General features: G+C 73.8%; 15 protein-coding genes. 1 reads left to right on the forward strand and 14 read right to left on the reverse strand.

Features of this window, described 5'->3' with window-relative positions:
• Positions 1–7: 7 nt before the first annotated feature.
• The 6 genes from ACWCPN_RS10270 to fmt form a co-directional block, all read right to left on the reverse strand.
• The gene (locus tag ACWCPN_RS10270; protein WP_365122918.1) at positions 8–376 is read right to left on the reverse strand and encodes a barstar family protein; all 369 of its coding nucleotides are present in this window, start codon (positions 374–376) and stop codon (positions 8–10) included.
• Complete coding sequence (locus ACWCPN_RS10275; RefSeq protein WP_451204086.1) at positions 373–759, reverse strand: ribonuclease domain-containing protein; 387 nt, start codon at positions 757–759, stop codon at positions 373–375. The genes ACWCPN_RS10270 and ACWCPN_RS10275 overlap by 4 nt, the downstream gene beginning before the upstream one ends.
• 239 nt (positions 760–998) lie before the next feature.
• Entirely contained in the window at positions 999–2,042 is a 1,044-nt protein-coding gene (locus ACWCPN_RS10280; RefSeq protein WP_451204088.1) for a sugar-binding transcriptional regulator, read from the reverse strand.
• 90 nt (positions 2,043–2,132) lie between these two features.
• Entirely contained in the window at positions 2,133–2,819 is a 687-nt protein-coding gene (rpe, locus tag ACWCPN_RS10285) for a ribulose-phosphate 3-epimerase (protein ID WP_199209776.1), read from the reverse strand.
• A 126-nt stretch (positions 2,820–2,945) separates the two neighbouring features.
• Complete coding sequence (locus tag ACWCPN_RS10290) at positions 2,946–4,364, reverse strand: RsmB/NOP family class I SAM-dependent RNA methyltransferase (RefSeq protein WP_451204091.1); 1,419 nt, start codon at positions 4,362–4,364, stop codon at positions 2,946–2,948.
• Between the two features lie 80 nt (positions 4,365–4,444).
• A complete protein-coding gene (gene fmt, locus ACWCPN_RS10295) occupies positions 4,445–5,377 on the reverse strand; it encodes a methionyl-tRNA formyltransferase (protein ID WP_392294470.1) in 933 nt (310 codons plus the stop codon).
• 276 nt (positions 5,378–5,653) lie between these two features.
• On the opposite strand from fmt, the gene ACWCPN_RS10300 reads away from it, so the two are divergent.
• The gene (locus ACWCPN_RS10300) at positions 5,654–6,196 is read left to right on the forward strand and encodes a hypothetical protein (RefSeq protein ID WP_451204093.1); all 543 of its coding nucleotides are present in this window, start codon (positions 5,654–5,656) and stop codon (positions 6,194–6,196) included.
• Between the two features lie 109 nt (positions 6,197–6,305).
• On the opposite strand, the gene ACWCPN_RS10305 is transcribed toward ACWCPN_RS10300, so the two are convergent.
• From ACWCPN_RS10305 to ACWCPN_RS10340, 8 genes are all read right to left on the reverse strand, one after another.
• Positions 6,306–8,453 (reverse strand): primosomal protein N', encoded by a 2,148-nt coding sequence (locus tag ACWCPN_RS10305; RefSeq protein WP_451204095.1) that lies wholly within the window; start codon positions 8,451–8,453, stop codon positions 6,306–6,308.
• Positions 8,454–8,610: 157 nt separating this feature from the next.
• Complete coding sequence (metK, locus tag ACWCPN_RS10310) at positions 8,611–9,819, reverse strand: methionine adenosyltransferase (protein WP_199209778.1); 1,209 nt, start codon at positions 9,817–9,819, stop codon at positions 8,611–8,613.
• A gap of 295 nt (positions 9,820–10,114) precedes the next feature.
• Positions 10,115–11,317 carry a bifunctional phosphopantothenoylcysteine decarboxylase/phosphopantothenate--cysteine ligase CoaBC gene (gene coaBC / locus ACWCPN_RS10315; protein WP_451204531.1) on the reverse strand — a complete coding sequence of 401 codons (1,203 nt, stop codon included), beginning with the start codon at positions 11,315–11,317 and terminating at the stop codon, positions 10,115–10,117.
• A gap of 113 nt (positions 11,318–11,430) precedes the next feature.
• On the reverse strand, positions 11,431–11,703 hold the full coding sequence (rpoZ, locus tag ACWCPN_RS10320; RefSeq protein WP_005319902.1) for a DNA-directed RNA polymerase subunit omega: 273 nt from the start codon (positions 11,701–11,703) through the stop codon (positions 11,431–11,433).
• 74 nt (positions 11,704–11,777) lie between these two features.
• The gene (gmk, locus tag ACWCPN_RS10325) at positions 11,778–12,371 is read right to left on the reverse strand and encodes a guanylate kinase (RefSeq protein WP_451204098.1); all 594 of its coding nucleotides are present in this window, start codon (positions 12,369–12,371) and stop codon (positions 11,778–11,780) included.
• A gap of 60 nt (positions 12,372–12,431) precedes the next feature.
• Positions 12,432–12,755, reverse strand: coding sequence for an integration host factor (locus ACWCPN_RS10330; RefSeq protein WP_003977346.1), 324 nt, complete (start codon positions 12,753–12,755; stop codon positions 12,432–12,434).
• A gap of 300 nt (positions 12,756–13,055) precedes the next feature.
• Positions 13,056–13,901: an orotidine-5'-phosphate decarboxylase gene (gene pyrF, locus ACWCPN_RS10335; protein WP_451204099.1), complete on the reverse strand. Its 846-nt coding sequence runs from the start codon at positions 13,899–13,901 to the stop codon at positions 13,056–13,058.
• Complete coding sequence (locus ACWCPN_RS10340; RefSeq protein WP_451204101.1) at positions 13,898–15,004, reverse strand: quinone-dependent dihydroorotate dehydrogenase; 1,107 nt, start codon at positions 15,002–15,004, stop codon at positions 13,898–13,900. The genes pyrF and ACWCPN_RS10340 overlap by 4 nt, the downstream gene beginning before the upstream one ends.
• Positions 15,005–15,053 lie beyond the last annotated feature (49 nt).

Consider the following 15,053-nt stretch of genomic DNA (forward strand, 5'->3'; position numbering starts at 1 on the left):
CGGCCCGTCACGCCCCCACAGAACCTCCAGGCCCGCCGGAAGGGCCCTCGGAGGATCCCCCAAGGGCCAGGACCACGGTGAGCGCGGGGGTCCGGTCCACGGCCTCCTCGAACACGTCCTGCGCGGTCAGCCACTCCCGGGGGTTGGCCCGGGCGTACTCCCGCCAGCCCCGCACGACGACCAGCAGCCCCCGTTCGACGGCGTCCTCGGGCCAGACGGTGTGGTCGGCCAGGGAGTCCGCCAGCGCGTCCCAGTTGCGGCCGAACCAGTCGGGCAGCGCCAGGGCCCGGGCGGTGCGGTCCATCAGGCCCGCCTTGTCCGTGACCCCGTCGAGGTCGAGGGCGACCACGAGGCGGCCCGTCAGGTCTTCGGTCATCTCAGCACCGCCCGGAACGAGTTGTAGTGATCATCGGTGTAGTAGATCTCCCCGTCCCGCCCGGTGACCAGCCGTCGTGCCCCGCGGTCCGGTGAACCCGGGGTGGGCACCGTGTACTCGTGGTAGTAGCCGCGCGGCCGCTTCGGCAGACGTCCCTCGAAGTTCCCGAACACGACGCCGTCCCTGGCGTACGGGTAGGGGCCGCCCTGGTCGATGAGGGCGAGGGTCCGGCGCGCCTCGGCCGGCAACCGGGACTCCTGGACGGTGGCCATGCCCCGGGCCCACTCCGGGGCGGACGCGCCCGTGTCCGCCGGCGCGGCTCCGCCCGTGCCGGAGCAGCCGGTCAGCAGGACCGCCAGCGCCAGCAGCGCGCCCGCGAGCACGGCGGGAACGCGGCGCGCCCCGGACCGGAGTACGGCCCCCTGGAACGCGTGGAGAACCGTCCTCGGGCGTGCGTGGCGAACGGTCCTCGGGCGCGCGTGGGGGACGAACCGCGACAGCAGCATGCCGCCGATGCTGCCACGGCCGTCCCGTCACGTCCGCACCGCGACCCGCCGGACCGGCGTGATCCGGCGGGCTCCGTCGAGCCCGCCGGATCACGCCGGGGCCCGCAAGGGGTCGGTCAGTGCCCGTCGGGGTCCGCGCGGCTGAGCGCGGGCTTCGGCGCCGGCCCGGCCGTCATCAGGTAGTCGGCGGCCGAGGTGTCCGTGACCAGGCTGGTGACCAGCCCGGAGCGCAGCACCGCGTCGATCGCGGAGGCCTTGCGCTGGCCACCGGCGATCGCCACGACCTCCGGGATGCGGCGGAGCTGGTCGGCCTTGACCGTGATGCACCGCTCCCCCAGGTCCCGCCCGATCCGGCGCCCCTCGGCGTCGAACAGGTGCGCGGCCATCTCGGCGGCGACACCGAGCGAGGCGTAGTGCGCGCGCTCCTCGTCGCTGAGCATGTCGTGCACCGTCGAGATACCGGGCTCCCAGGAGCCGATGGAGACGCAGGCGACCGTGACCTTGTCGAAGTACTCGAAGGCCCGGGCGATCCCCGTCTGGTTGCGCAGCGCGGCCGCGGTGGCCGCGTCCGGCAGCAGCATCGGCGCGTAGATGGGGTGGGCGTCGCCGCCCGACACCTGGGCGGCGCGGCGCACGGCCTCCACCGAGCCGCGCTCGGAGGTCCCGGCGTCGTACACACCCGTGAGCTGCACCACCGTGCACGGCGGCAGCCGGTCGAGCGCGGCCGCCATGTGAATGGTGGACCGGCCCCACGCCATCCCGAGCACATCCCCCTCGTTGACGAGCTCACCGAGCAGATCTGCGGCGACCTCGCCGAGATTCTCGGGGTCGGGGGTCTCCTCCGCCTCGGCCGGGGACTCGACCACGACGGCGTGCCTCAGGCCGTAGCGGGCGCGGAGCGCGTCGGAGCGCTCCGCGTCCAGCTCGGCCGGCACCCGGATCTCGATACGCACGAGATCCCGTTCGAGGGCCGTCTCCAGGACCCGGGCCACTTTGAAGCGGCTGACGCCGAACTCCTCCGCGATCTGGATCTTGGATTTGCCCTCGAGGTAGAAGCGGCGGGCCATGGCCGCCGCCTGCACCAGCTCAGCGGGTCCCATCCGCATGGCTGACCGGCCCGCCGACATACCCGACACGGCGATCTCCTCACTGCTGTTCACACTCTGGATTCGCCGTTCATCCTTGCAGATCCGGCGCGGCTCATCCGCCCACATGGGCGGCGTTCACTCAAGCGTTCACACAGCCGTGGCTCAGTGGCCGCATGCCCAGGACGCCTTGGCGGTCGCGGAATCCGCCTGGGCGCGCAGCGCCCGCACCGCCTCCGCGGGGTCGTCGGCCCCGTACACGGCCGAGCCGGCCACGAAGACGTCCGCCCCCGCGTCCGCGCACCGCTCGATGGTCGAGGCCGAGACACCGCCGTCGACCTGCAGCCAGAGCTGGAGGCCGTGCTTGCCGATCAGCTCCCGGGTGCGGCGGATCTTCGGCAGCATGATGTCGAGGAAGGCCTGCCCGCCGAAGCCCGGCTCGACCGTCATGATCAGCAGCATGTCGAGTTCCGGCAGCAGGTCCTCGTACGGCTCGATCGGCGTCGCGGGCTTCAGCGCCATGGAGGCGCGGGCGCCCTTGGCGCGGATCTCCCGGGCGAGGCGCACCGGCGCGGCGGCCGCCTCGACGTGGAAGGTGACCGACGAGGCCCCCGCCTCGACGTACTGCGGCGCCCAGCGATCGGGGTCCTCGATCATCAGATGGCAGTCCAGCGGAGTGCCCGTGGCACGCGCGAGGGACTCCACGACCGGCACACCGAGCGTGAGGTTCGGGACGAAATGGTTGTCCATGACGTCGACATGGAGCCAGTCGGCTCCCTCGACCGCCCTGGCCTCGTCCGCGAGGCGGGCGAAGTCGGCGGACAGAATGCTGGGGTTGATCTGCGCGGCCATGACCCAAGCCTGCCATGCCGCCGCGCGGGCCTGTGACGGCGGTCCGTGCGGGGGGTGTCCCGGCACCGGGCGGGTACCTGCCGGGCGCGCGGTCCCCCGCGCGCCCCGGGGCACGTCCGGCCGGTGTCAGCCGGTGCGGCGGATCAGGGCCAGGTACATCGCGTCGGTGCCGTGCAGGTGCGGCCAGAGCTGTACGTCGGGCCCCTCGCCGAGCGCCGGGACACCCGGCAGCAGGGGGCGGGCGTCGATCAGCTCGGTGTCCGGGCGCTGCTTCAGCACATCACCGACGACCGCCCGGGTCTCGGCGAGATGCGGCGAGCAGGTGGCGTAGCCGACCACTCCGCCGACCCGCACCGAGTCCAGCGCGGTGCGCAGCAGGGCGCGCTGGAGCGGCCCGAAGGTGTCCAGGTCCTCCGGGCGGCGCCGCCACCGCGCCTCGGGGCGGCGGCGCAGGGCGCCGAGCCCGGTACAGGGCACGTCCATCAGCACCCGGTCGAAGGAGCCGGCCCGCCACGGCGGGCGGGTCCCGTCGGCGGTGACGACCTGGTAGGGGCCCGGGTTGCCCTTGAGAGCCTTGGCCACCAGCCCGGCCCGGTGCGGCTGCTTCTCGGCGGCCAGCAACGACGCCCCGCGCTCGGCGGCGAGGGCGGCCAGCAGCGCGGCCTTGCCGCCGGGACCGGCGCAGCCGTCGAGCCACGTGGCGTCGGAGCCGTCGAGCGGGGCGTTCGCGAGCGCGAGGGCGACCAGCTGGCTGCCCTCGTCCTGCACCCCGGCCCGCCCCTCGTGCACGGCCGGCACCGCGCCCGGCTCGCCGCCCTCGGCCAGCCGCACGGCGTAGGGGGACCAGCGGCCCGGCACGGCGGCCTCCTCGCCCAGCAGTTCGGCGGTGGTGGCCCGGCCCGGCCGCGCCACGAGCGTGACCTCGGGCCGCTCGTTGTCGGCCGCCAGCAGTTCCTCGATGCCGGCCCGGCCGCCGCCGAGGGAGTCCCACAGCGCGGAGACGACCCAGCGCGGATGCGAGTGCACGACGGCGAGATGGTCCTCGGGATCGTCGTCGTAAGGGGGCGCGACCTTCTCGATCCATCCGTCGAGATCGTGCTGGGCCACCTTCCGCAGCACCGCGTTGACGAACTTGGCGCGCCCGTCCCCGAGCACCACCCGCGCCAGCTCCACGGAGGCGGACACGGCGGCGTGGCTGGGGATCCGGGTCCCGAGCAGCTGGTGCACACCCAGGCTGAGCACGTCGAGCACCGGAGGGTCGACCTCGCGCAGCGGCCGGTCGACGCAGGCGGCGATGACGGCGTCGTAGGTGCCCTGCCGGCGCAGCGTCCCGTACACCAGCTCGGTGGCGAGGGCGGCGTCCCGCGCTTCGAAGCCGCCCTTCTCGCGGGCCTTGCGCAGCAGCGGCGGCAGGACCAGGTTGGCGTACGCGTCCCGTTCGTCCACCGCGCGCAGCACGTCGAAGGCCAGGATGCGGACGGGGTCCTTCTGGGGACGGCGGTAGGGCTTGGCGGGCCTGCGCGGCCGCTGGGACTGCTCGCTCACGAAAAAGGTGCTCCGGCTGTGAAGAAGGGGGTGCGGTTCCCAGGTTACGTCGCCGCGGCCGCGCCCCCGCCGCTCGGGGCTCAGCCCCCGAGCGTCTCCCCCTCGGCGATACGCGCCCCGCGCGCCCAGTCGGCGGCGCGCATCGGCTTCTTGCCCTGCGCCTGCACCCACAGCAGCTCGACGGCGTACGAACCGGTGCCCACGTGCACGCTGTTCTTGCCGGCCGCGAGCTGCCCGGGGGCGAGTCCGGTGCGCTCGGGCACGGGGGTGACCTGGACGAGCTTGAGCCGTTCGCCGCGGAACGTGGTCCAGGCACCGGGGGCGGGCGTGCAGCCGCGCACCACCCGGTCGACGCGGAGGGCCGGTGCCGCCCAGTCCACCTGGGCGTCCTCGACGGTGATCTTGGGTGCGAGGGTGATGCCCTCGGCGGGCTGCGGTACGGCCTTCAGGGTGCCGTCCTCGATGCCGTCCATGGTCGCGGCCAGCAGGCCCGAGCCGGCGAAGGCGAGCCGGGTGAGCAGGTCGCCGCTGGTGTCGGTGGGCCGGACCTGCTCGGTGACGGTGCCGTACACCGGTCCCGAGTCGAGCCCCTCCTCGATGAGGAAGGTGGAGGCGCCGGTGATCTCGTCGCCCGCCATGAGGGCGTGCTGCACGGGCGCGGCCCCGCGCCAGGCGGGCAGCAGGGAGAAGTGCAGGTTGACCCAGCCGTGCGCCGGGATGTCCAGGGCGGCCCTGGGCAGCAGGGCGCCGTAGGCGACCACGGGGCAGCAGTCCGGGGCGATCTCCCGCAGCCGCTCCAGGAACTCGGGGTCGCGCGGCTTGGCCGGCTTCAGCACCTCGATGCCGGCCTCCGCCGCCCGTTCGGCCACGGGGGACGCGACCAGCCTGCGCCCCCGTCCGGCCGGCGCGTCGGGCCGTGTGACGACGGCGGCCACCTCGTGCCGCCCGGAGGCGAGGAGAGCGTCCAGGGCGGGAACGGCGACCTCGGGGGTACCGGCGAAGACGAGCTTCATGGGCGGGATCGGGCCTCTCGGGCGGGGGTCGGACGGGCAGCGCACCAGTCTATGACCCGGGCCGGGTCCACCGCCCCACTGCCGCGGACCCACGCGGGAGCCGACGGCGGCCGGACCGCGCCGGTGGTGCGCGGGTGACGGGCGGCGTACGAATATGCCCGTACGCCCCCACCCCGTGACCAGCGGCGCGTCCACGCGTTGGTCAAGAGAGAGTTGACCACACCGTGCCGCGCCAGCGGCCCAATTCCTTTCAACGCCGGTTCGAGAGGCTTGTTCATGGCCGACCACGCAACCCACGACGCCCAGGCCCGGGCCAGCCTGCACTTGCTGGTGCGGGACATCGAGCGGGTCCGCCGGCAGGTGGACGCGCTGCGCACGCTCACCGCCCAGCTGGGCAACGTCTACCGTCCGCGCCGTTCCGGCCCGTCCACGGGCTTCGTCGTCTACGGACGCGCCCCCGCCCCCACGGTCCGCCTCGCCCAGGAGCTCCGGGACAGCGTCGAGACGCTGGTCACCGCCGCCGTGGACTTCGACCGCTCGCTCGGCTTCTCCTGGGACGCGGTGGGCTCGGCCCTCGGTGTCACCAAGCAGGCGGTGCACCGCCGATACGGCGCCCGCCGGGCGGCCACGCAGGCGGCCGCCGAGAACGAGCGCGCCACGGAGGCGTCGGGCACCCGCACCCTCGACGTGAACTCCCCCCTGCCCGCGGTGCCGACGGTGCCCGCGGCCCGTTCCATGCCGACTCAGCCGACCGCGGGCAGCCCGACGCTCCGCGACGACGCCCGGCCGACGGCCTTCCCGGGCCCGCGCAACGGCTGAGCGTGCCGGCCGGCCCCGACCTCACCCCTGCCCTCCCGGGAGACGCCGGGAGGGCAGACGTATGCCCGGGCACGGCGCGGGGCCGGTCCGGGCCGCGGCCCGCGGGCGGTCAGCCGATGTCCGGGGGATCGATCCGCACCCGTACCGGCTCCTCGCTCCCCCGCGCCATCCGCGCGGCCTGAGCCGTTTTCAGGGCGGTGGCCAGCGTGGCGCCACTGCCGGGCGGCACCCGCACCAGGGCCCGCTCCCAGTGCTCACCCGGTGGCGGCGCGCCGGGCCTGCGGGGGCGGCCCGGCAGCGCGGGGGGCACCGGCACCGGCCCCAGCACCTCGGCGTCCGCGGGCAGGTCCACGGCGCCGAGGAAGTCGGCCACGGCCTGGGCCGTCCCCGACACGGCCGCCATCCGGGACACCGGGGGGAAGCCCAGCTCGGCGCGCTCGGCCAGCTCCCGCACCGCGTGCCCCACGGGGTCCCAGCGCACCAGCGCCTGCACGGGCCGCAGGGTCGGCTCGGCCACCACGACGACGGTGCCCCGCTCGCCCTGCGGCCGGACGAGCGCCGCGGCGGCGATCCACCGGCGCAGCGCCTCCTCGCCGGCCCGCAGGTCGGGCCGGCCGAGCATGGCCCAGCCGTCCAGCAGCAGGGCGGCCGCGTAGCCGCCCTCGGCGACGGGTTCCGCCCCCGGCGTGCTCACCACCAGCGCGGGCGTGCCCGGCACCGTGTCCAGCACGTGCTCGCGCCCCGAGGTGCGCACCGGTACGGCGGGGAAGGCCCGCCCCAGTTCCTCGGCGGTCCGCCGCGCCCCCACGACCTGGGCCCGCAGCCGGAAGCTCCCGCACTCCGGGCAGTGCCAGGCCCCCTCCTCGCGCCCGCACCAGCCGCACCGCAGCGCACCGGCGTCCTGGGCCTCCAGCGGGCCCGCGCAGTGCCGGCACCGGGCGGGCGCCCGGCACTGCGCACAGGCCATGCGCGGCACATAGCCCCGGCGGGGCACCTGCACCAGCACCGGACCGTGCCGCAGCCCCTCCCGGACCGCCTGCCAGGCGAGCGTGGGCAGCCGGGCGGCGCGGGCGGCCTCGTCGCGCGCGAGATCGTCGTCCCCGACCGTGCGTACGAGGGGGGCGGCCCCCCGCACCTGCTCCCGGCCGGCGACCAGGGGCCGCGCCCAGCCGCTCTCGACGAGCTGGGCTCCCTCCACCGTGCAGCTCCAGCCGCCGAGCAGAAAGGCGCACTTGTCGAGCGTGGCGCGCAGCAGCAGCACGTCCCGGGCGTGCGGCTGCGGGGCGTGCTGCTCGCTGTGGCTGCCGTCCCCGTCGTCCCAGACGGCGACGAGCCCGAGATCCCGCACGGGCGCGAACATCGCCGCCCGGGTGCCGACGACGGCCCGCACGGACCCGCGCCGCACGGCGAGCCACTGCCCGTACCGCTTCTCGGGGCCGGCGTCGGCGGTGAGCAGCACGTGCCGGCCCTCGCCGAGCAGCGCGGTCAGCGCGGCGTCCACGCGCGCGGCGGCCCGCCCGTCCGGTACGACGACGAGCGCGCCGCGTCCCGAGGCGAGCGTGGCGGCGACGGCCCGGGCCAGCTCCTCGCTCCACAGCGGGCCCGGCAGGGCGTTCCACACGGCGCGCGGGGCGGCGCCGGCGGCCAGCGACCCGAGGAAGGCGGCCCCTTGTTCGTACCGCGTCCATGAGCCCGGTTCCGGCGCCGGCGGCGGGGGCAGCGGGTCGGGCGAGGGGCGCCGCTCGGCGCGGGCGCTGCGCGGCGGCACGGCGAGCTGCAGCACGTCGGCGAGGCTCCCCGCGTACCGGTCGGCGACGGCCCGCGCGAGCCCCAGCAGCTCCTCGCTGAGCACGGGCTCGGGTGACACCACCTGGGCGAGGGCGGCCAGCGGCCCGGAGTACTCGGACTCGGCCCGCCGCTCCACGATGAATCCGCCGATGAGCCCGCCGCCCTCGCGCCGGCCCTCGCGCACGCGCCCCCGCCCGGCGCCGAACCGCACCCGCACCCTGACCCCGGGCTGCGCCTCGGCGTCCAGTTCCTCGGGCACCGCGTAGTCGAAGTACCGGTCCAGGTGCAGTACGCCCTTGTCGACGAGGACCCGCGCCACGGGCAGTTCGCCGGCCAGCGCGGCGCCCCGCCAGGTCCGCGGTTTGGCCCGGGGCACCTTGGCGCCCCGCACGCTCTCCCGGATGAGCGCGAGCTGCTCCGGCGGCGCCCCCTCGGCCCCGCCGCCCCCCGAACCGTTCTCGCTGCTCACGCTTGCATTCTTACCAAACGCCACCGACAACCGGCGCTCGGAGTGGGAACCCCCGGGGACGGGAGATGGGGACGGGACCGCGCCGGAGCGCCGGACACGTGCCGAGGCCCGGCCCCCCGAAGGGGAGCCGGGCCTCGGCGGGACGACCGGGACGGGACTACAGGCCCGCGGCCTTGCGCAGGGCGTCCACGCGGTCCGTGCGCTCCCAGGTGAAGTCCGGCAGCTCACGGCCGAAGTGGCCGTACGCGGCGGTCTGGGCGTAGATCGGGCGGAGCAGGTCGAGGTCGCGGATGATGGCGGCCGGGCGGAGGTCGAAGACCTCGTCGATCGCCTTCTCGATCTTCTCGTGGTCGATCTTGGCGGTGCCGAAGGTCTCCACGAACAGACCCACCGGCTCGGCCTTGCCGATGGCGTAGGCGACCTGGACCTCGCAGCGGGAGGCCAGGCCCGCCGCCACGACGTTCTTGGCGACCCAGCGCATGGCGTAGGCGGCGGAGCGGTCGACCTTGGACGGGTCCTTGCCGGAGAAGGCACCGCCGCCGTGGCGGGCCATGCCGCCGTAGGTGTCGATGATGATCTTGCGGCCGGTCAGGCCGGCGTCGCCCATGGGGCCGCCGATCTCGAAGCGGCCGGTCGGGTTGACCAGCAGCCGGTAGCCCTCGGTGTCCAGCTTGATGCCGTCCTCCAGCAGGGCCTTCAGCTCGGGCTCGACGACGAACTCGCGGATGTCGGGCGCGAGCAGCGACTCGAGGTCGATGTCCGAGGCGTGCTGGGAGGAGACCACGACCGTGTCGAGGCGGACGGCCTTGTCGCCGTCGTACTCGATGGTGACCTGCGTCTTGCCGTCGGGGCGCAGGTAGGGGATGGTGCCGTTCTTGCGGACCTCGGAGAGCCGCTTCGACAGGCGGTGCGCCAGGAAGACGGGCAGCGGCATCAGCGTCGGGGTCTCGTCCGAGGCGTAGCCGAACATCAGGCCCTGGTCGCCGGCGCCCTGCTTGTCGAGCTCGTCCTCGTCACCCTCGACCCGGGACTCGTAGGCCGTGTCGACACCCTGCGCGATGTCCGGGGACTGCGCGCCGATCGACACCGAGACGCCGCAGGAGGCTCCGTCGAAGCCCTTCTTCGAGGAGTCGTAACCGATCTCGAGGATCTTGTTGCGGACCAGGGTCGCGATGTCCGCGTAGGCCTTGGTCGTCACCTCGCCGGCCACGTGGACCAGGCCGGTGGTGATCAGCGTCTCGACGGCGACACGCGAGGAGGGGTCCTCGCGCAGCAGCGCGTCGAGAATGGTGTCGCTGATCTGGTCAGCGATCTTGTCGGGGTGACCCTCGGTCACGGACTCCGAGGTGAACAGGCGACGGGACACAACGCTCCCTGGGGTTGCAGCGGCTGCTGGCTGATCATTGGCAGATGACGCGGGGGGCTGCACCCGACGTCGTCCGAGAACAGTTTATCGGTCGCACTCGGCCGCCGGCCCACGTGTCTCGCCACTCGGGAGTGCTGTGACCTGCGGCACGGGCATTCTGCACAATGCCGAGCGGCCTTGGCCAGGGCCGCCACGCGACATTGTGCGGCGGAAAACCGACGTCCGACGGCCCGGTCAGAACGGCCCGGACGGCCGAACCGGGCCGCGCCCGGACGGCGCAACGGGGGCGGCCGGGTCAGCCGAGACGGGCGGCCACCAGGTCCCAGACGACGTCCGCGAGGGCCTCCTTGGGACCGTGCGGAACGGGGGTCTCGCTGCCGTCGGAGCCCAGCACCACGGCCTCGTTCTCCTCGGAGCCGAAGGTCTTGCGCTCCCCCACCTCGTTGACGACGAGGAGGTCGCAGCCCTTGCGGGCGAGCTTGGCGCGACCGTTGGCGAGCACGTCGTCCGTCTCCGCGGCGAAGCCGACGACGACCTGCGCGGGCCTGGCACGCTCGGCCGAGATCTCCGCGAGGATGTCCGGATTCCGTACCAGGGTGATGGGGGCGGGCTCCTGGTCGTCCTTCTTCTTGATCTTCCCGGACGCGTAGACGGCGGGACGGAAGTCGGCGACGGCGGCGGCCATGACCACGGCGTCGGCGTCGGCCGCGGCCTTCAGGACGGCCTCGCGGAGCTGGACGGCGGTGCCCACCGGCACGACGTCGACGCCGGCCGGGGCGGGCAGCCCGGTGTTGGCGGCGACCAGCGTGACCCGGGCGCCGCGGGCGGCGGCGGTGCGGGCGAGGGCGTAGCCCTGCTTGCCGGAGGAGCGGTTGCCCAGGAAGCGGACCGGGTCGAGGGGCTCACGGGTGCCGCCGGCGGAGACCACGACGTGCCGCCCCTCCAGATCGGGCGCCTGGGCGCCGCGGGCCAGGACCCGGCGGCACACCTCGAAGATCTCCCCCGGGTCGGGCAGCCGGCCCTTTCCGGTGTCGACCCCGGTCAGACGGCCCACCGCGGGCTCGATGACGACGGCGCCGCGGCGGCGCAGCGTCGCCACGTTCTCCTGGGTGGCGGGGTGCTCCCACATCTCCGTGTGCATGGCCGGCGCGAAGACGACCGGGCAGCGGGCGGTGAGCAGGGTGTTGGTCAGCAGGTCGTCCGCGAGGCCGTGGGCGGCCTTGGCGAGCATGTCGGCGGTGGCGGGGGCCACCACGACCAGGTCGGCGTGCTGGCCGATGCGCACGTGTGGCACCTCGTCGACGTGGTCCCAGACCTCCGTGGAGACCGGGTTGCCGGAGAGGGCGGACCAGGTGGCGGCGCCGACGAAGTGCAGCGCGGACGCGGTGGGCACCACGCGCACGTCGTGGCCCGACTCCGTGAACCCTCTCAGCAGCTCACAGGCCTTGTACGCGGCGATGCCGCCGCTGACCCCAAGAACGACCCTCGGCTTGTGCACCATCTCTCCCGGGCTCGGCAACGTACGGGTCCATCACACACCACAGGCCCGGCAGCACGACTGCCGGGCCTGTGGATAAGTCAACCGCGATCTGAAAGTACTACCGCGCGGTGCTACTGGGCGGGGCCCTCGATGGCCTCGGAGGTCAGCAGACCGGCGTTGATCTCACGCAGGGCGATCGACAGCGGCTTCTCGTGGACGTGGGTGTCCACGAGCGGACCGACGTACTCGAGCAGGCCCTCACCGAGCTGCGAGTAGTACGCGTTGATCTGGCGGGCCCGCTTGGCCGCGTAGATCACGAGGCTGTACTTCGAGTCCGTGGCCTCGAGCAGCTCGTCGATCGGCGGGTTGATGATGCCCTCGGGCGCGGTGATGGAAGAGGACACGCTCTACCTTCCGATGGATGGGAAAGAATCAGTCGGTGGGAGGAACCGCGTGCACCTGGGTGCGGCGGTCACGATCACACAACGTCCATCAAGGCTAGCAGCTCGCGGGCCACGTCCTCGACGGAGGTGTTGACGAGGGTCTCGTCGAACTCCGGCTCGGCCGCCAGCTCGGTCTTCGCCGCGTCCAGGCGGCGCTCGATGACCTCGGGCGGCTCGGTACCCCGGCCGGTCAGCCTGCGCACCAGCTCCTCCCAGGAGGGCGGGGCCAGGAACACCAGCTGGGCGTCGGACATCGACTCGCGGACCTGCCGGGCGCCCTGGAGGTCGATCTCCAGCAGCACGGGCTCGCCCTTCTCCAGCCGCTCCTGCACGGCCGCGCGGGGCGTGCCGTAGCGGTTGCCGGCGAACTCGGCCCACTCCAGCAGCTCGCCGTTGGCGATCAGCTTGTCCATCTCGTCGTCGGTGACGAAGAAGTAGTGGACACCGTGCTGCTCGCCGGGGCGCGGCTTGCGGGTGGTCGCGGACACCGAGAGCCAGACCTCGGGATGTTCCTTGCGCATATGAGCGACGACCGTGCTCTTGCCGACCCCGGAGGGGCCGGAGAGCACGGTCAGCCGCGGACGTGCGTCCGGGGGCACGGGGGTCGTCCCCCGGGGTGTTACAGCCATGCAGCGATTATTCCAGCAATCCCGGAGTGCCCGGGACTCCCGGTCCGGCGGGAACCGGACTCAGGAGCCGGTGCTGCCGAACTCACGCTCCAGGGAGGCGATCTGGTTGGAGCCGAGACCGCGCACGCGACGGCTCTCGGAGATGCCCAGACGCTCCATGATCTGCTTGGCGCGGACCTTGCCCACGCCCGGCAGGGACTCGAGCAGGGCGGAGACCTTCATCTTGCCGATGACGTCGTTCTCCTGGCCCTGCTTGATCACCTCGTGCAGGGAGGCGCCGGAGTGCTTGAGTCGATTCTTGACCTCGGCCCGCTCCCGGCGAGCCGCGGCGGCCTTTTCGAGCGCGGCTGCGCGCTGTTCAGGGGTAAGGGGCGGAAGAGCCACGCCTACGTCACCTCGGATGTCGAACTGTCGGATACGGACCGGTGAGGAACCTAGTCGCCCCACACCTGGGGAGCCACGAGCAACACGCTGCCCGTTCTCCCCCACTACCTGCGGAGGCGCGGGAGGTGCCCCCACTGCTCGGAGACTAGCGGCCAAGTCCGCCAGAGTCAGCGAGAACAGCGGAAAAGTACAGGTCAGCCGCCGTCAGGCCGGACATTTCAGACATACTGCCCTCGATTTGAGGATGTATTCACACTCAGACCGCCCGCGGGCCGCGCACCGAAACGCCCTCGGGGCAGCTCAGGCGCCCGCGACGGCGGTCCGGATCTCCTCCGCGTAGCGCTCCGTGGCCGACCGCAGCGCTCCGACGCCGGGACCCTCGCGCAGCACTCCCCGGCTGACGTTCGGCACCACGTTGCGCACCGCCGACCCGAAGAGCCGGGGAAGATCGGCGGCCGTAGCCCCCTGCGCCCCCACGCCGGGCGCCAGGAGCGGGCCGTTGACACCGAGGTCGTAGGAGGACAGGTCGCTCACCGTGGCGCCGACCACCGCGCCGAACGAGCCCAGCGGCTCCTCGCCGGCGTTCTCGGCCGCCAGGTGGGCCAGCATGGTCGCGCCCACGTCGCGCCCGTCGGCACGGACCGCGTGCTGGACCTCCGGGCCCTCCGGGTTCGAGGTGAGCGCCAGCACGAACAGGCCGGTGCCGCTCTCCCTGGCGAGCGCCACGGCCGGGCTGAGCGAGCCGTAGCCGAGGTAGGGCGAGACGGTCAGCGCGTCGGAGAACAGCGGGGAGTCCTTGTGCAGGTAGGCCTCGGCGTACCCGGCCATGGTCGAGCCGATGTCGCCGCGCTTGGCGTCCATCACGACCAGGGTGCCCGCCGCGCGCGCCTCCTGGACCGTCCGCTCCAGCACGGCGACACCGCGCGAGCCGAACCGCTCGAAGAACGCGCTCTGCGGCTTCATGACGGCGACCCGGTCGGCCACCGCCTCGACGACCGTGCGGCTGAACCGCTCCAGACCGGCCACGTCGTCGGCCAGGCCCCACTCGGCGAGCAGGGAGGCGTGCGGGTCGATGCCGACGCACAGCGGACCGCGCTCGTCCATCGCGCGGCGCAGGCGCGCGCCGAAGGGCTCCAGGACCGTCATGCGTCGTTCCTCACGTCGGCGCCGACCGCGTCGGCGAGGGTGGCGTACGGGCTGGTCCGCAGGCGCGCGGCGAGGCCCTTGTGGATCGCGCGGGCCCAGAACGGGCCCTCGTAGACGAAGGCGCTGTAGCCCTGCACCAGCGTGGCACCGGCCAGGATGCGCTGCCAGGCGTCCTCGGCGGTCTCGATGCCGCCGACGCCCACCAGCGTGATCCGGTCGCCCACGCGCGCGTACAGGCGGCGCAGCACCTCCAGGGAGCGCGCCTTCAGCGGCGCGCCGGAGAGGCCGCCGGTCTCCTTGACCAGGGACGGCGCGGAGGTCAGGCCGAGACCCTCGCGCGCGATGGTGGTGTTGGTGGCGATGATGCCGTCCAGGCCGAGTTCCACCGCCAGGTCGGCGACGGCGTCGACGTCCTCGTCCGCGAGATCGGGGGCGATCTTCACCAGCAGCGGGACGTGCCGGTCAGGGACCGCGCGGTCGGCGGCCTCGCGCACCGCGGCGAGCAGCGGGCGCAGCGCCTCGGTCGCCTGGAGGTTGCGCAGGCCGGGCGTGTTCGGGGAGGACACGTTGACGACCAGGTAGTCGGCGTGGGGCGCGAGGCGCTCGGCGGACTTCACGTAGTCGCCGGCGGCCTCCTCCTCGGGGACGACCTTGGTCTTGCCGATGTTGACGCCGACCACGGTCCGGAACACCGGCTCGCGGGCGGCGAGGCGGGCCGCGACGGCCAGTGAGCCGTCGTTGTTGAAGCCCATGCGGTTGATCAGCGCGCGGTCGGCCACGAGCCGGAACAGCCGCTTCCTGGGGTTGCCGGGCTGCGGTTCCCCGGTGACCGTGCCGATCTCGACGTGGTCGAAGCCCAGCATCGACATGCCGTCGATGGCGACGGCGTTCTTGTCGAAGCCGGCGGCGAGCCCGAAGGGGCCGTGCATGCGCAGCCCGAAGGCCTCGGTGCGCAGCTCCTTGTGCCGGGGCGCGAGAGCGGCGGCCACGAACGTGCGCAGCACGGGGACGCGGACGGCCAGGCGGATCCAGCGGAAGGCCAGGTGGTGGGCCGTCTCCGGGTCCATCCGTTTGAAGACGAGACTGAAGAAGATCTTGTACATGGTGTCCTCATGAAGAGGGGGACACCGTTTCCGGTGTCCCCCTCGGGGC

The sequence above is a fragment of the Streptomyces sp. NPDC002386 genome, assembly GCF_053593175.1.